Raw genomic sequence first — 19,030 nt, forward strand, 5'->3', positions numbered from 1 at the left:
ATCGCGGAGACGCTGAAGGCGCAGAGCGCAGACATCGACACGGTGTCCGGCGCGACCATCACCAGCGACGGCTACAAGCAGTCGCTCCAGGCCGCGATCGACGACAACACGAAATCGGCCTCCTCTTCGCCCTCCCCGTCGGCATCGGCGTCCGCCTCCGCGACCACCGCCGCTTCCCGGACGGTGGCGGGCTCGACGGTGAACACGGACAAGGGGCCCGTGCAGGTCCAGGTGACCTTCTCGGGTGACAAGATCACGGCTGTGAGGATGCTTCAGCAGCCGAACCATCCGCAGACGACGGCCGCGGTGCCGAAGCTGATCGCGGAGACGCTGAAGGCGCAGAGCGCAGACATCGACACGGTGTCCGGCGCGACCATCACCAGCGACGGCTACAAGCAGTCGCTCCAGGCCGCCATTGACGCGAAGGGCTGACCGGTATGCACCGCGTCGAACACGTCATGGGTTTCCCGGTGTCGCTGCGGGTCGACGACGAGGGCTTCGACGAGACGGGGGCGTCGGCCGCCGACGCGGTCTTCGCGTGGCTGCGCGAGGTCGACGCCCGGTTCAGCCCGTTCAAGGCCGACAGCGAGGTGTCCCGCTACGACCGGGGAGAGCTCGAACTCGCGCAACTCAGCGATGAGTTGACCGAGGTCCTCGACCTGTGCGAGCACTATCGGGCCGCCACCGGCGGCGCGTTCGACGTACGGCTGCCGGGGCGGGGGCTCGACCCCTGCGCGGTGGTCAAGGGCTGGTCGGTGCAGCGCGCGGCGGACCTGCTGAGGGCGGCCGGGGCGAGGCGCTTCGTGCTGAACGCCGGGGGCGATGTGGCCGCCTCCGGCGGGCCCTGGCGCGTGGGCGTACGGCACCCCGTCCACGCCGACAAGCTGTGCACGGTCCTGGAGCTGACCGACGGGGCGGTGGCGACCTCCGCCCGCTACGAGCGCGGCGACCACATCATCGACGGGCGCACGGGGCGTCCGGCGACGGGGTTGCTGAGCATGACGGTCGTGGCGGCCTCGCTGACAGAAGCGGACTCGGTGGCCACGGCGGCCTTCGCGATGGGCGCCGAGGGCATCGGGTGGGCGGCCTCGCTGCCGGGCTGCGAGGTGTTCGCGGTGGACGGCGCAGGGCAGGTGCTGCGGACGGAGGGGTTTCCGGTGGCCGAGGAGTCGTCGACAGCCGCCTGACACTGGCTAACCTGACGCCGTGACCATCGAGTTGACCCTGCTGTCCGCCGTCTCCCACCGCGGCCGGGAGATCACCGCGCCCCGGCTGCGCGGGCTGCTCGCGCTGCTCGCCGGGGAGTTGCGGGCGGGGTGCGGTGCGGCTCGGCTGGTCGACGGGCTGTGGGGGGACGAGCAGCCGGAGAATCCGACGAAGGCGCTGCAGATCCTGGTCTCGCGGGCCCGTAAGCAGCTCGGCGCCGAGGTCATCGCCGGCACTCCCACCGGCTACCGGCTCACCCTGCGCGAGGACCAGGTCGACACCTCGGCCGTGCTGCTGTTCGCCGCCGCTGCCGCCGAGAAGGCCCGGGCCGGCGACCACGCGGGCGCCCTCGCCGAGGCGACGGAGGGGCTGGCGCTCTGGGACGGCGCACCGGCGGAGGGAGAGGCCGAACCCGGCGATCCCGTCGGCGAGTTGCGCGCCGCGCGCGCCTCCACCCACCGCTCCCTCGCCCGCTCCCGTGCCCTCGCCCTCTCCCGTACCGGCCGCCGCGACGAAGCCGTCGGCCCGCTCGCCGAACTGGTCGCGGGCCGGCCCCACGACGAGGAACTCCTCCTGGAGCTGATGCGCTGCCAGACGGCCACCGCCGGTCCCGCCGCCGCCCTCGCCGCGTACGACACCCATCGCCGCCGCCTTCGCGACACCCTCGGCACCGACCCCGGTCCCGCCCTCCAGGAACTCCACCAGGAGCTGCTGCGCGGCGAGGCGCCGGTCGTCCGGCGCGGTGTGCCGCACGAACCCAACCCCCTGCTCGGCCGGGACGCCGACCTCGCCCAGGTGACGCGGCTGCTGCACACCGCCCGCGTCACCTCCGTCGTCGGTCCCGGCGGCCTCGGCAAGACCCGCCTCGCGAGCGCCGTCGCCCGGGACGCCGAGCAGCGTGTCGTGCACCTGGTGCCGCTGGCCGGTGTCCGCGAGGACACCGATGTCGCCGCCGAGGTCGCCTCCGCGCTGGGCGCCTCCGGCACCGATCCGGTCGTCGGCATCGTCGGTGCCCTCGGCTCCGGACCCGCGCTGCTCGTGCTCGACAACTGCGAGCAGGTGGTGCGCGGTGTCGCCGACCTGGTCCAGGCCCTCGTGTCGCGGACCCGGGACCTGCGGATCCTCACCACCAGCCGGGCGCCGCTCGGGCTGTCGTCCGAGACCGTCCATCTGCTCCCCGAGCTGGACCCCGTCACCACCGTGGAGCTGTTCGAGCAGCGCGCCCGAGCCGCCCGCCCGGACGTGGACCTGCCCGCCGATGTCGTGGCCGCACTGTGCGGCCGCCTCGACGGCCTGCCGCTCGCCGTCGAACTCGCCGCCGCCCGGGTGCGGGTGATGTCGGTGGCGGAGATCGCCCGGCGTCTGGAGGACCGGTTCGCTCTGCTGCGGGGCGGCCCCCGGGACGCCCCGCAGCGACACCGCACCCTGCACGCCGTCGTCGACTGGAGCTGGAACCTCCTCGACGAGCCGGCGCGGTCCGCGTTGCGCGCCCTGTCCGTCTTCCCGGCGGGGTTCACGGCCCAGGCGGCCGAGCAGCTCGTCGAGGATGTCTGGGAACTCCTGGAGGACCTGGTCGACCAGTCCCTGCTGAAGGTCGCCGACACGCCGTACGGTGCCCGCTTCCGCATGCTGGAGACGGTCCGCGAGTTCGCCGCCGCGCACCGGGAGGAGGCGGTCACCGGCCGATTCCTGCGCTGGGCGCGGGAGTTCGGCGTCACTCACCACGACGCGCCCTTCGGCACCGACCCGTTCACCTGCTGGCAGCTGATCCGCGCCGAGCAGGACAACCTCGTCCAGGCCCTGCGGCTCGCGCTCGCTCGCGAGGACCTCGACACCGTCGCCCCGGTCACCGCCGTACTCGGCGCCCTGTGGACCACGGAGACCAACTATCCCCGGATGATCGCCCTCACCGAGGACACCGCCCGGCCCCTGTCCCACTACCGGCCCGGCCCCGAGTACGTCGAGCCGACCCGCACCGCCGCCGCCCTGCTCACCGCCAACCTGTACCTGGGCGTCGGACCGGGCGCCGTCCGTACCCTGGTGACCCTGCGCCGGCTGCCGCCCGCCGCACCGGACACGCTGGTACGAGCCATCGCGACGGTGCTGTGCGCCTTCCCGCAGGTGCTCGCCGACCATGACGCGCTCGCCGAACTGTGCGACAGCGACAGGCCGTTGCTCGCGGGTGTCGCCAACTGCGTGGCCAGTTACGTGTGGGAGGGCGAGCACCGACCGGACCTCGCCCTCGCCGCCGCCCGTCGCATGGTCGAGGCGCTCGGCGACGGGGACATCCCGCTGCTGCGGATCTGGCCGGCGTCCCGACTCGCCGAACTGTGCCTGCAGACCGAGCGCGGAGGCGAGGCCCTGGCGCACATGGAGCGTGCGGTGGACGCCCTGGAGGGTCTCGGCGAGTGGAGCGACACGATCGGCATGCGGTGGGGTCTGATGCTCGCCAACCTGCAGACCGGTGACCTCGACGGCGCCGAGCACTGGCTGGAGGAGGCCCTGCGGAACCAGCCCGAAGGCAGCGCCTCCGACGCCTTCACTCCCGACCTGGGCGCCCGTGCCGAGATCGCCCTCGCGCGCGGCGACATCGAGACGGGGCTCGGTCTGTGGCGCCGGGCCCTGGAGCGGCTGGCGCGCACCGCCGACCCGGTCTTCGGCGACGAACTCGTCATGGAGGGATGGGTGTTGGAGCTCCAGTCGGTCGCCCTCACCGCACACGCCCGGCACGGCCGCACCGACCTCGTCGCCCCGCTCGCCGCCGCGCTGCCCGCCCGCCTCACCGCCCTGCTGACCCGCCCCACGGCCGCCCCGCACTACGTGACCGTCGACTTCCCGGTCTGCGGCGCGCTGCTGCTCGCCCTCGGCACGGCCGCCCTGGCCGACGGCGACGGCGCTCGCGGCGCCCGGCTGACCGCCCTCGCCGAACGCTTCCGCGCCCTGCGCAACTTCCAGCCCACGATGTCCTCGGCCCGCGCCCGCGAGGACGCCACGAACGCCGACAGGGCGGCCTACGAGGACGCGGTGTCCACGTACGCCGCCCTGGACGCGGAGGGGCTGCGGGGAGCCGCCCTCGACCTGGTGCGGGTCGCGGCGGAGGGGGCCGCGGCCCGACGGGTCACAGTCTGACCGGCAGGCTCAGCAGGTGGAAACCGTCGCCGGGCCAGTGCCCGAACCGCACGTCGGCGCGGTCCACGGCCAACTCCGGTGCCGCTGACCGTCGTACGAGAAGCTCCTCGAACACCACGCCCGTCACCAGCCGGCCGAGCGCGGCGCCGATGCAGTAGTGCGGGCCGTGCCCGAAGGCCAGGTGGCCGTCGCCCCGCCCGAACTCCCTTGTCACGTCGAGGCGTTCGGGGTTGTCGTAGGCGGCGGGGTCGTGGTCCGCGGCGAAGAGGGCGACCGTGACGGCCTCGCCCTTCGTCAGTCGGGTGCCGGCGAACACGAAGTCCTCCGTGGCGTACAGCGTGGCGCCCATGCGGACCAGGGTGACGTGGCGCAGCAGCTCGGGGACCGCGCGGCCGAGCAACTCCGGCTCTGTGCGCAGTCGTTCGAGCTGGTCCGGGTGGTCGAGGAGGGCGAGGACCGCGTGGGCGAGAAACAGGGCGGGCGGGGTGATACCGGTGTTGATCAGCAGGAAGAAGACGGTGACGATCTCGTCATCGGTCAGGCCGCCGTCCGCCAGCAGGGCCGAGACCAGGTCGTCGGCGGGCTCGGTGCGGCGGCGGGCGACCAGGTCCTTCGTGTACCCGACGACCCCGCCGAGCCCTTCGAGGGCGCGGCTGCCGTCGCCGTACGCGAAGTCCCGGATCCAGCCGCAGACCCTGTCCTGGTCGGCCCCGTCCACGCCGACGAGGGCGCAGATGACGGCCGTGCTCAGCGGGTAGGCGAACTCGGCCAGCAGATCGGCCTGTTCGCGTGCGGCGAGGGTGCCGATCAGCTCCCGGGCCGTCTTCTCGACGAAGGGGCGCAGGGCCGCCACCCGGCGGGCGGTGAAGGCGCGGGTCAGGGGGCTGCGGCGGCGAGTGTGCTCGTCGCCGTCGAAGAGGGCCAGATGGCCGGAGAGATACTGCGCGTATTCGGGCGGGAGCCCGCCTGTGCCCTGTGCCAGCAACTCGGCCTGTGGGTCCGGCATGTCGGAGTCGGGGATGGTGGATCTGTCCCGCACCAGGCGTGGTTCGGTGAGCGCGGCCTTCACGTCCTCGTGGCGGGTGACCAGCCGGACCGGGGTGTCCAGGCCCGGGAGGACGACATGGCCGAGGCCGGGGCGGCTGCGGAGGCCGGCGTAGGCGCCGACGGGGTTCTCGACGAGCTCGGGGGTGAGGTGCAGGGCGTCGGTGGTCATGGCAACTTCCTTTCTCCGGTGGGGTGTTCAGTGGGTGTCGCGGTCGAACAGGCGGAGCGACCACACGAACCCGAGGACCGCGACGGCCATGCTCCACGCCACGGCCATCCAGCCGTTGTGCCCGATCTCCGTGCCGGTGAGCAGTCCGCGCACGGTCTCGACGACCGTGGTGAAGGGCTGGTACTCGGCGAACCAGCGGATCCAGGACGGCATCGAGTCGACCGGCACGAACGTGCTGCTGACGAAGGGCAGCAGGAACGAGATCGGCAGCGGGGCGTTGCTGGCCCCCTCGGGCGTCTTGCTGATCAGCCCGAGGCCGACCGAGAGCCAGGTCAGCGCGGTGACGAAGAGGACGAGCAGCCCGATGGCCGCCACCCACTCCGTGAAGCTCGCGTTCGGGCGGAAGCCGATGGCGACGGCGACCGCGGTCACCAGCACCAGGTTGATCACCGTCTGGACGACCGACCCGACGACATGGCCGACCAGGATCGACGGCCGGGAGATCGCCATCGTGCGGAAGCGGGCGACGATGCCCTCGGTCATGTCCGTGCAGACGGCGACCGCGGTCGGTACCGCTCCGGTGCCCGCGGTCATCAGCAGGATGCCGGGGACGAGATAGGCGAGGTAGGCGGTGCGGCCGCCGCCCTGGCCGATTCCGGTGCCGAGCGCGCCGCCGAAGACGTACACGAAGAGGAGGAGCAGGAAGACGGGGATGAGCGCGACCTGGAGGGTCATCGAGGGGTAGCGGCGGGCGTGCAGGAGGTTGCGGCGCAGCATGGTGAGCGAGTCGCGGGTGTGGAGGGCCTGGATGTTCGTGCTCATCGGGTCTGCACCTTCTCGTGGTCGGGGCGGTCGGTGACCGCGAAGAAGACGTCGTCGAGGTCGGGGGTGTGGACGGTGAGCGAGTCCAGGGCGACGGACGCGCGGTCGAGGACGTCGAGCAGGGCACGCAGGGTGTGGACGCTGCCGTCGCCCGGGACCTGCAGGGCGAGCGCCTCGTCGTCCCGGACGCCCACGCCCAGCACCCGGGCGGCGCGGGCGAGTTCGGCCGGGTCGAGGAAGCGGAGCCGGACATGGCCGCCGGGGACGAGCCGCTTGAGCTCGTCCGGGGTGCCCTCGGCGACGATCCGGCCGTCGCTCAGGACCGCGATGCGGTCGGCGAGCTGGTCGGCCTCCTCCAGGTACTGCGTGGTGAGGAAGACGGTGACTCCGCCGTCGACGAGCTCGCGGATGATCTGCCACATGGAGTGCCGGGCGCGCGGGTCCAGGCCGGTCGTCGGCTCGTCCAGGAAGATCACCTCGGGGGAGCCGACCAGCGTCATCGCGATGTCGAGACGGCGGCGCATACCGCCCGAGTAGGTGGAGGCGGGCTTCCTCGCGGCCTCGACGAGGTCGAAGCGCTCCAGCAGTTCGACGGTGACGCGGCGGCCCTCGGCGCGGTCCAGGTGGTGCAGGTCCGCCATCAGCGCCATGTTCTCCTCGCCGGTGATCAGGTTGTCCACGGCGGAGAACTGGCCGGTGACACCGATCGCGGCCCGCACGGACTGCGGTCGCGCGGCCAGGTCGTGCCCGGCGACTCGGGCGGTCCCGGCGTCGGCGCGGATCAGGGTGGAGAGGATCTGGACGGTGGTGGTCTTGCCGGCGCCGTTCGGGCCGAGCAGGGCGAAGACGGTGCCTCGGGGGACGCGCAGGTCGATGCCGTCGAGGACGAGCTTGTCGCCGTATGCCTTGCGGAGGTCGGTGGCCTCGATCGCCGTTGTCGTCGGGTTCATGCGGCAGAGCGTGCAGGGGGTCGGATTCAGCGTGGCTTCACGGCGGTTTCAGCCGGTGGGGCGGGCTGAAACCAGGCATGCGAAAGGGCGGGCCGCCGGCAGGGGAGTCCGGCGGCCCGCCCGCTGTGGGGGGGATGGGGGGATCAGCTGACGTCGGAGGCGTCCAGGCGGTAGAGGCCGCTGTACGCGCTCACGGCCGTGCCGTGCTTCTTGACCCAGGTCGAGATCTCGGAGTTGGTGCCCTGGCCACCACTGCTGCTGACGACGATGTAGTGCAGCTTGCCCGACTTCACCAGGCTCTTCAGCTTGGCGAGGGTCATCGCGTTGTCGCTGCCGGACCAGCCGCCCATGGAGATGACCGGCTGACCGGACTCCAGGATGATCGAGGAGGCCGTCTGGTCGGTGGCCACCGCGACCAGCCAGGTGGCGCCGTCCTGGTGCTTCTTCAGGTACGTGATCATCGCGGAGGAGACCTGGGTGCCACCGCCCATTCCGCCGCCGCCCGAGCCCTTGCTCGACGAGCTCGACGAGCTCGACGAGGAGCTGGAGTTGCTGCCTGACGGAGGCGTGCCCATCGACGTGCCGCTGCCGGAGCCACTCGGGGCGTTCCCGCTGGGCTTGGTGCCGCTGGAAGCCCCGCCCTTGCTGCCGCTCGGACCGCCGCCCATGCCACCGCCGCCCATGCCGCCACCGGTGTTGGGACCGGCCGTCGGGTTGGTGCCGTTGGTGCTCGCGGTCGTCGCCGCCGAGACCGAGTAGGCGGCCGGACCGGCGAGCAGGGCCACGATCGCGGCCAGTGCCGCGAAGCCGACCAGTTTCTGCCGCTTCATGAACCGCCCGACCAGCAGACCGAGCACCGACGCCGCACCCGCAAGGCCGACGGCGATCTCCGCGACCGTGTACAGCGTGCCGGAGCCGGAGACCCGCTGGAGCAGGACGATCGCCCAGACCGAGCTGACCGCGATGGCGCCCGGGAGCACCCAGCCCCTCCCCCACGCTCGAATACGCTCGCGCGGGGGGACCCCCACCGCCGCCGAGCCGTCCTTGAAGGCGTTGTGGAGCATGACCCCGCCCGCACCGGCCAGAGCCGCGATACCGGGGGCCATGGCGGTGACGTAGTACGGGTGGAAGGTGCCCTCGGCGAGGGCGAAGGTCAGGTAGTGCAGGACGAACCAGCCGCCCCAGAGCATCAGCGCGGCCCGCTTGGCGTCCGTACGCGGCACCCGGCCGCGCAGCACCAGCCCACCGATCAGGGCGATGGCGGCGAAGGGGATCAGCCAGGAGATCTGGCCGCCCATGATGTCGTTGAACATCCGGTAGATGCTCGCGGTGCCGCCGAAGCTCGCGCCGTTGCCCTGCGAGCCGACCGACGAACTCGCCCCGAAGATACGGCCGAAGCCGTTGTAGCCGATGACGAGGTCCCAGACGGTGTTGTCGGTGGAACCGCCGATGTAGGGGCGGGACGAGGCCGGGATCAGGTCGACGATCACCATCCACCAGGCGCTGGAGGCGATCAACGCCACCGTGCCGACGGCCAGGTTGCGGATCCGCCTGCCGAGCGAGACGTTCGCCGCCCACAGGTAGACCAGGAAGAACGCGGGCAGGACGACGTACGCCTGCATCATCTTCGTGTTGAACGCGAAGCCGATCGCGACCCCGGACCACACCATCGGCATCAGCCGCCCGGTGCGCACGGCCTTGAGCAGCGCGGCCGCGCCGAGCAGCATCAGGAAGACCAGGATCGGGTCCGGGTTGGTGTCGCGGTTGATGGCGACGGTGATCGGCGTGAGAGTGAGGGTGAGCGCGGCGATGGTGCCGGCCACGACCCCGAAGTCCCGTTTGACGAGCCGGTACAGCAGGGCCACGGACCCGGTGCCCACGGCCACCATCGGCAGCATCAACTGCCAGGTGCCGAAGCCGAAGGCCCGGGCCGACAGGCCCATCACCCACAGCGCGAACGGCGGTTTGTCGACGGTGATGAAGCTGCCCGAGTCCAGGGCGCCGAAGAAGAACGCCTTCCAGCTCTTGGTGCCGGAGTAGACGGCCGCGTTGTAGAAGGTGTTGCCGGTGATGGAGGAGAGGTTCCAGGCGTACAGGGCCGTGGCCAGGACCAGGATCGCCCACAGCGCGGGGCGGGCCCAGCGGGGGTCCTCGGGGCTGCCCGTGAAGAGCCTTCTCGCGCGGGACACGACGGGCGGGGCGGCGGCCCGGTGCCTGCCCTCCTGGGCGGGCGCGGGGGGCGGGGCGAGGGTCGTCATGACGCGTACTCCAGGTGGGAAGAGGCCTTCGCCCCGGTGGGCAGGGAAGCGGAGGTGGTGCGGGCGGCCGGCACCTGCGGAGTGCTGGTCCGCCGGGGTACGGGGACGCGGGTACGGCCGGTGACGGTGGACCGGAACATCCGGCGCATGCCCCTCAGGTCGTCGAGGGCGGTGCGGACGATGTCGACCCGGCTGTCGGGGTCGTCGGTCCAGTCGACCGGAACCTCGTGGATGCGGAGCCTGTTGCGCTGGGCGAGGACGAGGAGCTCGGTGTCGAAGAACCAGGCGGTGTCGTGGATGTGCGGGGCGAGCGCCCGGAACACGTCCGTGCGGACGGCCTTGAAGCCGCACTGCGCGTCCGAAAAGCGGGCGGCGAGGCCGAGCTTGAGGAGCAGGTTGTAGGAGCGGGAGATGAACTCCCGCTTGGCGCCTCGCACCACGTCCGACTGCCGGTGCAGCCGGCTGCCGATGGCGAGGTCGCTGTGGCCGGAGAGCAGCGGCGCGACCAGGGGCAGGAACCCTTCGAGACCGGTGGACAGGTCGACGTCCATGTAGGCGACGACGTCCGCCGTGGAGTCGGCCCACACCTGCTGGAGCGCGCGGCCCCGGCCCTTGGCCTCCAGGTGCACCGCGTGCACGTGGGGGAGGCGGAGGGTCAGGTCCGTCGCCTCCTGCCAGGTGCCGTCGGTGCTCGCGTTGTCCGCGACCGTGATGCGGAACGGGAACGGGAAGGACTCTTCGAGGTATGCGTGGAGACGGCCGATGCTGTCGGCGAGGACATGCGCCTCGTTGTGGACCGGCACCACGATCTCGACCGACCGCTGCCGGACGCCTCCCGCGTTCGTTTCGTTCATGACCATGACGATCGGGGGCGTCCCTGTGGGATCGCTGAGCGGCTTCTGAGCGGAGAGTGAGAATCAGTGAACTCACAGGTTGGTCACAGAGTGGTGTCCGCTCGGTGCATACCGGATTTCGCCGAACTCGCGACTGAATTCGGCAACACAAGCGGTCTAGACTCTGCCTCCAACAGTCCAGACCCGAAGGGTATTCGGCGTTTTGATACGGATAGAATCAGTCACCAAGCGCTACCCCGACGGCACGGTGGCGGTCGACAACCTCTCCCTGGAGATACCCGACCGTGCGATCACCGTCTTCGTCGGCCCGTCGGGCTGTGGCAAGACGACCACGCTGCGCATGATCAACCGGATGATCGAGCCGAGCGAGGGCACGATCACCATCGACGGCAAGGACATCACGCAGCAGCCGGTGAACACGCTGCGGCGGTCCATGGGTTACGTCATCCAGAACGCCGGGCTCTTCCAGCACCGGACGATCATCGACAACATCGCCACCGTGCCCCGGCTGCTGGGCTGGGACAAGGCGAAGGCCCGCGCGCGGGCACGGGAGTTGATGGAGCGGGTGGGTCTGGACGGCACCCTCGCCAAGCGGTATCCGTACCAGCTGTCCGGCGGTCAGCAGCAGCGCGTCGGGGTGGCGCGGGCGCTCGCCGCCGACCCGCCGGTGCTGCTGATGGACGAGCCGTTCTCGGCCGTCGACCCCGTGGTGCGGAAGGGGCTGCAGGACGAACTCCTGCGGATCCAGGACGAGTTGGGCAAGACCATCGTCTTCGTCACCCATGACATCGACGAGGCCGTGAAGATCGGCACGATGGTCGCCGTGATGCGCACCGGCGGCCATCTCGCCCAGTTCGCGCCGCCCGCCGAGCTGCTGTCCAACCCCTCCGACGCCTTCGTCGAGGACTTCCTCGGCGCCGACCGCGGCATCCGGCGCCTGTCGTTCTTCTCCTCCGCCGGCCTCGACCTCCTCACCACGCCGATCGTCGCCGTCGACGCCACCGCCGCGCAGATCGCCGAGCGCAGCACCAAGGATGTGCCGTACCTCCTCGTCACCGACGTGGACGGCAGGCCCCTCGGCTGGAGCGAGCCGGGCGCCCTGACCGCCGGCGCCGTCGATCCGGCCCGACTCCTGCCCTACGGCCGCCCCTTCGAGCACGGCAAGGAGTCCCTGCGCGCCGCCCTCGACGGTGCCGTGCTCTCGCCGACCGGCTGGGCCGTCGCGGTCGGCGCCGACGGCCGGGTGACCGGCGTCGTCTCCCAGCAGACCATCGGCGAGGCCATCCGCAGCGCCCACGCCGAGGGCCGTAGCGACGAGAAGGTCGCCGGATGAGCGGCGGCCTCTTCGACATACCGAGCGACCTCCAGAACACCTACTGGGGACTCGTCGGACAGCATCTGCGCGAGGCGCTGATCCCGGTCGTCGCCGGTCTGGTGGTGGCGCTGCCGATCGCCCAACTCTGCGTGCGGCTGCGGTGGTTGTATCCGCCGGTGCTGTGGGTGACGACCATCCTCTACGCCATCCCGTCGCTCGCGTTCTTCGTCGTGCTGATCGACTACACGGGGCAGACCGAGACGACCGTGATGATCCCGCTGGGCGTCTACAGCCTGGTGGTGTTCGTCCCGGCGATCGTGGACGGCGTGCGGTCCGTACCGCAGGAGACACTCGACGCGGCAACGGCCATGGGCCTCGGGCCCGTACGCCGCTACTTCCAGGTCCAGTTGCCGATCGCGGCGCCCGCCATCATCGCGGGTCTGCGCGTCGCGACCGTCTCCAGCATCTCCCTCGTCTCCGTCGGCATGCTGATCGGCAACCAGGGCGGGCTCGGCAACCTCCTCAACGACGGCATGATCTACCACCAGAACCGCCTGGTGTGGCTGTCCGTCATCGGTACGGCCGTCCTCGCCATCCTCGCCGACGCGCTGCTGGTCGTCGTACGGCTCCTGGTGACGCCCTGGATGCCGCGCGGCACCCGCAAGCCTCGTCCCGTGGACGAGCCCGAACCCGTCACGGCCGCTCTGGAGGACGCCGTCCGATGAACGTCCTCCACTTCATCAACTCCTTCTTCAGCGACAGTTCCCACTGGCACGGCTACGACGGCATCCCCACCCGGCTGCGCGAGCACGTCCAGTACTCGCTGATCGCCCTCGCCATCGCCGCGGCCATCGGCCTGCCGGTCGGCCTGCTCACCGGCCACACCGGACGGGGCGGCAACACGGTCGCCTTCATCGCCACCGCCGGCCGCGCGCTGCCCAGCTTCGGCCTGCTGGTGCTGATGTTCGTGCTGCTCGGGCTGGGCCTGACCCCGGTGATGATCCCGCTGGTCGTCCTCGCCGTCCCCCCGATCCTGGTGACGACCTACGAGGCGGTGCGCTCCGTCGACCCGTCCCCGGTGGACGCGGCCCGGGGCATGGGCATGGCCGAGTCGCGGGTCCTCTTCCAGGTCGAACTCCCGGTCGCGCTCCCGCTGATCCTCAGCGGCCTGCGCTCGGCGGCCATCCAGATCGTCTCGACGGCCACGATCGCCGCGTACGTCTCGCTCGGCGGCCTCGGCCGGTACATCGTCGACGGTCTCTACCAGCGCAACTACGAGAAGGTGGTGGGCGGCGCGACACTGGTGGCTGTACTGGCCCTGGTCACGCTCGGGTTCTTCGGCCTGGTGGCCCGCTTCACAGTGTCACCGGGGGTCCGCCGAAGCGCCCCGTGAGGGGCGCGGGGAACTGCGCGAGAAGCCCCACCGGGCCGCGGTTGCGCGGACTGCCGGTGGGGCCTTTTCGTCAGCACTCCGTACGCGCCAGCGCCAACTCCAGTACGACCAGCAGCGCGTCCCGTACCGAACCCCTCTCACGCGCGTCGAACACGAGCACCGGAACCCGCTCGGCGACGTCCAGCGCCCAGCGGACCTCGTCCAGGGTGTGCTCGACCTTGCCGTCGAAGGCGTTGACGGCGACCGCGAACGGGATCTGCTTGTGCTCGAAGTAGTCGACGGCGGCGTAGCAGTCGTCGAGCCGGCGGGTGTCGACGATGACGAGGCCGCCGACCGCGCCCTCGACGATGTCGTCCCACATGAAGCCGAACCGCTCCTGTCCGGGCGTGCCGAACAGGTACAGCTTCAGGGTCGGGTCGATGGTGATGCAGCCGAAGTCCATCGCCACGGTCGTGGTGGTCTTGCTCGGGGTGTGGCTGAGGTCGTCCACGCCCGCCGCGACCTCCGTGATGGCGGCCTCGGTGGTCAGCGGCTCGATCTCGGAGATGGAGCCCACGGCGGTGGTCTTGCCCACGCCGAAGCCGCCCGCGATCACCATCTTGACCGGCAGCGGCGGTCTTACGGCGGCCACCGAGGCGGCCTGGAACGTGCCGGCCGGTTCAGTCGCTGTCACGGAGTACCCCTCGGGAGTCGGGGATGGCACGCAGGGCGTCGATCACCCTGCGCAGGACGGAGGCGTCGTGGGTGACGCCGGAGTCGGGGACGTGCACCACCAGATGTCCGGAGGCGCGCAGGTCCTCGGCGAGGACCCGTACGACGTTCAGGTGCAGCCGCAGCCGGGCCGCGACTTCCGCGACGGACTGCGGCTGCCGGCAGGCGGCGACGATGTCGTGCTGCTCGAAGGCGAGGTCGTCGAGCACGGCGAGGCCCTCGGCGGTGGCCACCACCTGGGTCTCCACCGGTACCGGTCGGCCGGACGCGGTGGGCGCGACCCGGCCGGCGGTGACCAGGAACGGCCGTACGGCGGGGGCGGGACCGACCGGTTCCGGGCCGTCCGGCGGTGCGGAGCCGTCCGCCATGGCGTGTCTTCTTCCTCCTCGACCGCGCCCTCGGGATCTGTCTTCGGGGCGGCGACCGGTCAGCGCGCGGTTGCTGCGCCGACGCTGTTCTTGAGCTGGAGCACGAGCTGGGGGCTGAGCGCGCTGCCGGCCCGGTTGGCGAACAGCGTCATCTCGTAGGCGATGTTGCCCAGCTTGGCCTCCTTGTCGGTGACGACGCCGAGGACGGCGCCGCTGCCGATCGCGGAGACCAGGACATGGCCGCCCTCCAGGTCGATGATCACCTTGTTGAGGCCGCCCAGGCCGTAGTTGCCGGAGGCGCCGGCGGCCAGGCTGGTGATGCCGGAGACGATCGCGGCCAGTCGCTCGGAGTCGGCGTGTTCGCGCAGTTCGGACACGGCGATGAGCAGCCCGTCGGAGGAGACGGCGATGGCGTCCACGACGCCCGCGGTCTCGGTCGCGAATCGATTCAACAGCCAGGTGAAGTCGGCTGCGGCGGCCTGCAGTTCGGCCGGCGTGGTGGCTCGCGCGTGGGGAGTGTCGCCTGTCGACGTGCTCACTGCTCGGCTCCTTCCGGGAGGTGCTTCTGGTCGTGCGGGTCGGTGGTCGTTCGCGGGGCGGCTCCGGCACGGCGGTCACCGTCGCCGGTCCCCTCGGCCTCGCCCCGGCTGTCGCGGTTGGCCCGTTCCACGGCCGCCTCGAACTCGTCGAGCGCGTCCCGGACGGCGTCCGCGTCGGCGGGCCGGGCGACCTGCCGGGCCGCGTACTGGGCGGCGGCGTCGGCGGTCGTGTGGAGCGTGGCACCGCGCACCCGACGCCGGAGGGGCCGGGAGCCGTCGCCGGAGGCGATACCGGATACGGGCGTGGACGGCGTTGTCGGGCCCGGTGCGACCTCGGAAGACGATACCGGTCGATCAACATCGCCCGAGCGGCCGGGGGTTACGTCATCGGGGCGGGTATGGGTCACGCCGGCGGCCGCCTCGGTTCGGGCCTGGGGGATGAAGGGGGGCTGGGGGGCGCCGGGAGGGGCAGGGGGTGCCGTGTCCGGGTCCGTGCTCGGCCTGGCCCACGACGGGATGGTGCGTGCCGTGTCGGGGTTCGTGTCCGGCGCGGGGCTGGGAGGGGCGGTGGGCCCCTCGGCCGCGTGCGTGTTCGGCGCCGATGCCGGCGGGGCAGAGGGCGCCCCCTCCGCAGCCGCGCCGGATGCTTCGGCCGCGTCCGTCTCCCGACGGGGCACCCGGCGCGGGAGCGGCCCGGGGTGGCCGTTGCGCGCGGTGTGGTCGGACGGTCCGGTGCCGTTCCGGACGGCGGCACCCGGACGCGGGCCGGAAGCGGCACCGTGTCCCGGTCCATCGTCGGCACCGGAGACGGACAGGCCACCGGACCCGTACACCGACCGGTCGCCGGCACCCGGCGTCCGCGCCGCAGCGCCCGGCGCCGATCCGCCGCCCAGGGTCTTCGGCGTGCCGCCCGTCGTCGAACCGCCGGAGGTGCCCCCCACCGGACTCATCGCCAGCAGCAGCGAAGCCGGTACCGAGACCTCCGCCGTCACACCGCCGCCGGGTGTCCGTGACAGCGTGACGGCGACGTCCCAGCGCCGGGCCAGGGTGCCGACCACGAACAGGCCCAGGACCTTCGTCGGTACGACGTCCAGGCGTTCGCGGCGGATGAGGCGGGCGTTCTCCTCGGCGAGGCGGTCGGCGCCCATGCCGAGGCCGTGGTCGGCGATCACGATCGTCGCGCCGCCCGCGGACTCCTCGCCGGTGGTGTCGCGGACGTACACCTCGACAGGGCTGCCCGCCGGCGAGAAGGACACCGCGTTCTCGATGAGCTCGGCCACCATCAGCGTCAGGTCGCCGATGATGTCCGGTTCGACCATGACCTCGGTGCGCGCGTGCAGCTGCACCCGCCGGAAGCCCTCGATCTGACCGAGCGCGGCGCGTACGACGTTGGTGAGCGCCGTCGGCCCGGAGTCGAGGACCGTCTCGCGGATGCCGGCCAGCAGCATCAGACTGTCCGCGTTGCGGCGCAGACGTACCGCGATGTGGTCGATGGAGTAGAGGCGTTCGAGGAGCGCCGGGTCGGTCTCGCCCCGTTCCACCGCGTCGATCAGGGCCAGTTGGCGGGTCGTGAGGTTGCTGACCCTGCGGCCGACGTTGCCGAACATCTCGGCGACGTTGCGGCGGCTGAGCACCTGGCGTTCGAGGAGCGCGATGGCCGTGGTCTGGACCCGGTTGAACACCTCGGCCAGCTCGCCGATCTCGTCGTTCGCGGTGACCGGCATCTCGCGCAGCTTCGGCGGACTGTCGTCCTCGTCGTCGTCGGCGACCCGGGCGAGCTCGCGGCCGGCCACCTCGGCGACCTCCGTCGCGGCACCGGTGAGGGCCATCACGGGCCGTACCACCGAGCGGCGGACGAGGACCGAGAAGGCGAGCCACAGGACGAACCCGAGCAGGGCCGCGGTCAGCAGCAGACCGGCCCGCCACCAGGCTTCCGTGGACGCGCTGTCCGCGCCGTCGGCGATCTGGTCGATCAGCGACGAGGTGATCCGCAGCCGGGCCTCCGCCTGCTTCGGGTACGCGGGATAGTCGCTCAGCGCGTCCTGGAACGCGGTCTTGATCTCGGCCGGCGTGGTGGCCTGGAGCGTGCTGGGGGCGACCTGGAGCTCGGCGTACGCCTCGGCGATGTCCCGCTGGGCGTCGGTGTGCTCGATGCCCGACAGCTCGTCGGCCTGCTGGTCGGTGGCGAACCGGGCGAACCGTTCGACCTGGTTGTTGTAGAGCTCGTAGGCGCCGACGGCGGTGCTGAACTCGATCTGCGCGTTGGTGTCACCGGTCGTCGCCGAGAACACCCCGGACTCGAACGAGCCGTGCGCGGCGTCGGCGCGCAGCAGGGAGTCCAGCAGGTTGCCGGTGAAGGTGGCCGCCAGCTCCGCGTTCCGGTCCAGGCCCAGACCGCCGATCACGGTCCTGGCCGCGTTGTTGTAGGCCGGGTCGATGTTGCTCGCGGGCAGATAGCTCTGCTCGACGGTCCCGCGCAGGCTGGTGAGGCCCTCGACCTCCTTGAGCGCCTGCGCCTCGCCGGCGGGCAGCCCGTCGCCGAAGACCTCGCGCACCTTCGCGATCTGCGCGTCCACCTTCTTCTGCGTCGTGCGGTAGTCGGCGAGCGTGGACGCGACGCCCCTGCCGCCCGCCTCGTAGCGCACGGACAGCAGGATCGCCAGCTGGTGCTCGCTCTCCAGGTCGTTGACCAGCCCGGCCACCTGCTCGCTGTTGCGCACCAGGTCCGCCGCGGACGCCGCGTCCCGCGCCTGGCCCACCTGGCCGGCGATGAGATAGGAGAGCAGCGCCGCCACGACGGCCAGCGGGATGCCGACCAGGAGGTTGAGCTTGAGCCGGAACGGCCACCGGTCGGCGAAGCCCCGTGGACCTCCGCTCCTGACCTGCGGCGGAGCCGACCGGGGCGGCGCGTCCACCTCGTTCGTGGACACCGGGCCTCCTTCACGGGGGATCTCGATCCATGCGCGACCACGCGCATGACCGATTCTGATCGATGCTGAAACAAGAAGAAAAGGTGCGGATGACATGGCAGCGGCCCCCGTACACCGCTGTGACCGACGCCAACTTGCGTGAGACTACCGCCTCATTGAACGGTCGCGTGCGTTGCCCTACGTCAAGAATCCGTTACAAAGCGCCTCCGGATCCACCCCGCCCTGTTCACACTGCATTCACAACTGATCACGCATTGAGGCCAATTGGTGACCGGGCTGCTCTTGACTGAGTGAGAACTGGCTGGATTGGATCAGTGGCAGAGCTTGTCTCTCATCAATCCCCCGAGTCCGGAACGGGAATCGTGACTTCCAAAGCCCCACGCAGCAGGTCCATCAAGAGCTACCCCGCGGCGGCCGTCGCGCTCGCCGCGACCACGGCCCTGCTGGCGGGATGTGGCTCTTCGAACGACAACAAGTCCAACCCTCTCGACGGGGGCGGCAAGTCCGACAGCAAGACGGTCGTCGTCGGCTCCAACAACTTCGCCGAGTCCATCCTGATCGCCGACATCTACGGCGAGGCTCTCAAGGCCAAGGGTGTCAAGGTCACCTACAAGCCGAACATCGGAAGCCGCGAGACCACCTACGGCCTGCTGAAGAACGGCTCCATCACGGTGCTGCCGGAGTACAACGGCGCGCTGCTCGCCTACCTCGACCCGAAGGCCACGCCGAAGACGGTCGAGGCGACCACGGCCGCGATCGAGGCCAAGCTGGACTCCAAGCTGACGCTCCTGACCCCCGCCTCGGCGCAGGACAAGGACTCGGTGACGGTCAACAAGGCCACCGCCGACAAGTACAAGCTGACCTCCGACTCCTCCATCGCGGACCTCAAGGACATCGCGAAGGACCTCACCATCGGCGCCTCGCCGGAGTTCCAGACCCGGCAGCAGGGCCTGGTGGGCCTGAAGTCGGTGTACGGCCTGGAGTTCAAGGGCTTCAAGGCGCTGGACGCCGGCGGCCCGCTGACGCTCGCGGCACTCAAGAAGAACACCGTGCAGGCCGCGGACATCTTCACCACGGACCCGAACGTCATCAAGGAGAAGTTCGTCGTCCTCCAGGACCCGAAGAACCTCTTCGGCTTCGAGAACGTGCAGCCGCTGGTCTACAAGAGCGGCCTGTCCTCGGACGGCGTCGCCGCCCTCAACGCGGTCTCGGCCAAGCTCGACACCAAGTCCCTGCTCGAACTCGACTCCCAGGTCCAGCTCGAGAACAAAGACCCGCTGGACGTCGCCAAGGCCTGGCTGAAGTCGGCCGGCCTGGACTGAGTCCGCACCTCGGACGA

General features: G+C 71.3%; 16 protein-coding genes. 7 read left to right on the forward strand and 9 right to left on the reverse strand.

Features of this window, described 5'->3' with window-relative positions; all coding sequences use genetic code 11:
- The 3 genes from ACWC09_RS20230 to ACWC09_RS20240 all read left to right on the forward strand — a co-directional run.
- On the forward strand, positions 1-432 hold a 432-nt coding region (locus tag ACWC09_RS20230; protein WP_450851929.1), incomplete at its 5' end, for an FMN-binding protein.
- A gap of 5 nt (positions 433-437) precedes the next feature.
- On the forward strand, positions 438-1,187 hold the full coding sequence (locus ACWC09_RS20235; protein ID WP_450851930.1) for an FAD:protein FMN transferase: 750 nt from the start codon (positions 438-440) through the stop codon (positions 1,185-1,187).
- Between the two features lie 19 nt (positions 1,188-1,206).
- Positions 1,207-4,335: an ATP-binding protein gene (locus tag ACWC09_RS20240; protein WP_450851931.1), complete on the forward strand. Its 3,129-nt coding sequence runs from the start codon at positions 1,207-1,209 to the stop codon at positions 4,333-4,335.
- Here the strand turns inward: ACWC09_RS20240 and ACWC09_RS20245 are convergent.
- The 5 genes from ACWC09_RS20245 to ACWC09_RS20265 form a co-directional block, all read right to left on the reverse strand.
- Positions 4,325-5,551 carry a cytochrome P450 gene (locus ACWC09_RS20245; RefSeq protein WP_450851932.1) on the reverse strand — a complete coding sequence of 409 codons (1,227 nt, stop codon included), beginning with the start codon at positions 5,549-5,551 and terminating at the stop codon, positions 4,325-4,327. The genes ACWC09_RS20240 and ACWC09_RS20245 overlap by 11 nt on opposite strands.
- A 27-nt stretch (positions 5,552-5,578) precedes the next feature.
- A complete protein-coding gene (locus tag ACWC09_RS20250; protein WP_450851933.1) occupies positions 5,579-6,373 on the reverse strand; it encodes an ABC transporter permease in 795 nt (264 codons plus the stop codon).
- Positions 6,370-7,323 (reverse strand): ATP-binding cassette domain-containing protein, encoded by a 954-nt coding sequence (locus ACWC09_RS20255; protein ID WP_450851934.1) that lies wholly within the window; start codon positions 7,321-7,323, stop codon positions 6,370-6,372. The genes ACWC09_RS20250 and ACWC09_RS20255 overlap by 4 nt, the downstream gene beginning before the upstream one ends.
- A gap of 143 nt (positions 7,324-7,466) precedes the next feature.
- Entirely contained in the window at positions 7,467-9,581 is a 2,115-nt protein-coding gene (locus tag ACWC09_RS20260) for an ArnT family glycosyltransferase (RefSeq protein WP_450851935.1), read from the reverse strand.
- On the reverse strand, positions 9,578-10,435 hold the full coding sequence (locus ACWC09_RS20265) for a dolichyl-phosphate beta-glucosyltransferase (RefSeq protein WP_450851936.1): 858 nt from the start codon (positions 10,433-10,435) through the stop codon (positions 9,578-9,580). Before ACWC09_RS20265 ends, ACWC09_RS20260 begins: the two co-directional genes overlap by 4 nt.
- Before the next feature lie 202 nt (positions 10,436-10,637).
- Here ACWC09_RS20265 and ACWC09_RS20270 point away from each other — a divergent pair, with 202 nt between their 5' ends.
- The 3 genes from ACWC09_RS20270 to ACWC09_RS20280 are packed head-to-tail and all read left to right on the forward strand — an operon-like array spanning position 10,638 to position 13,143.
- Positions 10,638-11,768, forward strand: a complete 1,131-nt coding sequence (locus ACWC09_RS20270; protein ID WP_450851937.1) for an ABC transporter ATP-binding protein — start codon at positions 10,638-10,640, stop codon at positions 11,766-11,768.
- The gene (locus tag ACWC09_RS20275; RefSeq protein WP_450851938.1) at positions 11,765-12,475 is read left to right on the forward strand and encodes an ABC transporter permease; all 711 of its coding nucleotides are present in this window, start codon (positions 11,765-11,767) and stop codon (positions 12,473-12,475) included. The genes ACWC09_RS20270 and ACWC09_RS20275 overlap by 4 nt, the downstream gene beginning before the upstream one ends.
- Entirely contained in the window at positions 12,472-13,143 is a 672-nt protein-coding gene (locus tag ACWC09_RS20280) for an ABC transporter permease (RefSeq protein WP_450851939.1), read from the forward strand. Before ACWC09_RS20275 ends, ACWC09_RS20280 begins: the two co-directional genes overlap by 4 nt.
- Positions 13,144-13,213: 70 nt before the next feature.
- Here ACWC09_RS20280 and ACWC09_RS20285 read toward each other — a convergent pair whose 3' ends face one another.
- Genes ACWC09_RS20285 through ACWC09_RS20300 form a run of 4 tightly spaced genes read right to left on the reverse strand, consistent with a single transcriptional unit; the run spans position 13,214 to position 17,691 of the window.
- The gene (locus ACWC09_RS20285; protein WP_450851940.1) at positions 13,214-13,816 is read right to left on the reverse strand and encodes a GTP-binding protein; all 603 of its coding nucleotides are present in this window, start codon (positions 13,814-13,816) and stop codon (positions 13,214-13,216) included.
- The gene (locus tag ACWC09_RS20290) at positions 13,803-14,222 is read right to left on the reverse strand and encodes a DUF742 domain-containing protein (protein ID WP_450851941.1); all 420 of its coding nucleotides are present in this window, start codon (positions 14,220-14,222) and stop codon (positions 13,803-13,805) included. Before ACWC09_RS20290 ends, ACWC09_RS20285 begins: the two co-directional genes overlap by 14 nt.
- Before the next feature lie 59 nt (positions 14,223-14,281).
- Complete coding sequence (locus tag ACWC09_RS20295; RefSeq protein WP_450851942.1) at positions 14,282-14,761, reverse strand: roadblock/LC7 domain-containing protein; 480 nt, start codon at positions 14,759-14,761, stop codon at positions 14,282-14,284.
- The gene (locus ACWC09_RS20300) at positions 14,758-17,691 is read right to left on the reverse strand and encodes an ATP-binding protein (RefSeq protein WP_450851943.1); all 2,934 of its coding nucleotides are present in this window, start codon (positions 17,689-17,691) and stop codon (positions 14,758-14,760) included. The genes ACWC09_RS20295 and ACWC09_RS20300 overlap by 4 nt, the downstream gene beginning before the upstream one ends.
- A gap of 362 nt (positions 17,692-18,053) precedes the next feature.
- Here ACWC09_RS20300 and ACWC09_RS20305 point away from each other — a divergent pair, with 362 nt between their 5' ends.
- Positions 18,054-19,013 carry an ABC transporter substrate-binding protein gene (locus tag ACWC09_RS20305; RefSeq protein WP_450851944.1) on the forward strand — a complete coding sequence of 320 codons (960 nt, stop codon included), beginning with the start codon at positions 18,054-18,056 and terminating at the stop codon, positions 19,011-19,013.
- The last annotated feature ends 17 nt before the right edge of the window (positions 19,014-19,030 follow it).

The sequence above is a fragment of the Streptomyces sp. NPDC001617 genome, from assembly GCF_053596855.1.

What these genes read in the sequence shown, in the direction of transcription:
- ACWC09_RS20235 (WP_450851930.1), top strand. Translation starts at nt 438, where the DNA reads ATGCACCGCGTCGAACACGTCATGGGTTTCCCGGTGTCGCTGCGGGTC.
- ACWC09_RS20245 (WP_450851932.1), bottom strand. Translation starts at nt 5,551, where the DNA reads ATGACCACCGACGCCCTGCACCTCACCCCCGAGCTCGTCGAGAACCCC.
- ACWC09_RS20250 (WP_450851933.1), bottom strand. Translation starts at nt 6,373, where the DNA reads ATGAGCACGAACATCCAGGCCCTCCACACCCGCGACTCGCTCACCATG.
- ACWC09_RS20255 (WP_450851934.1), bottom strand. Translation starts at nt 7,323, where the DNA reads ATGAACCCGACGACAACGGCGATCGAGGCCACCGACCTCCGCAAGGCA.
- ACWC09_RS20260 (WP_450851935.1), bottom strand. Translation starts at nt 9,581, where the DNA reads ATGACGACCCTCGCCCCGCCCCCCGCGCCCGCCCAGGAGGGCAGGCAC.
- ACWC09_RS20265 (WP_450851936.1), bottom strand. Translation starts at nt 10,435, where the DNA reads ATGAACGAAACGAACGCGGGAGGCGTCCGGCAGCGGTCGGTCGAGATC.
- ACWC09_RS20275 (WP_450851938.1), top strand. Translation starts at nt 11,765, where the DNA reads ATGAGCGGCGGCCTCTTCGACATACCGAGCGACCTCCAGAACACCTAC.
- ACWC09_RS20280 (WP_450851939.1), top strand. Translation starts at nt 12,472, where the DNA reads ATGAACGTCCTCCACTTCATCAACTCCTTCTTCAGCGACAGTTCCCAC.
- ACWC09_RS20290 (WP_450851941.1), bottom strand. Translation starts at nt 14,222, where the DNA reads ATGGCGGACGGCTCCGCACCGCCGGACGGCCCGGAACCGGTCGGTCCC.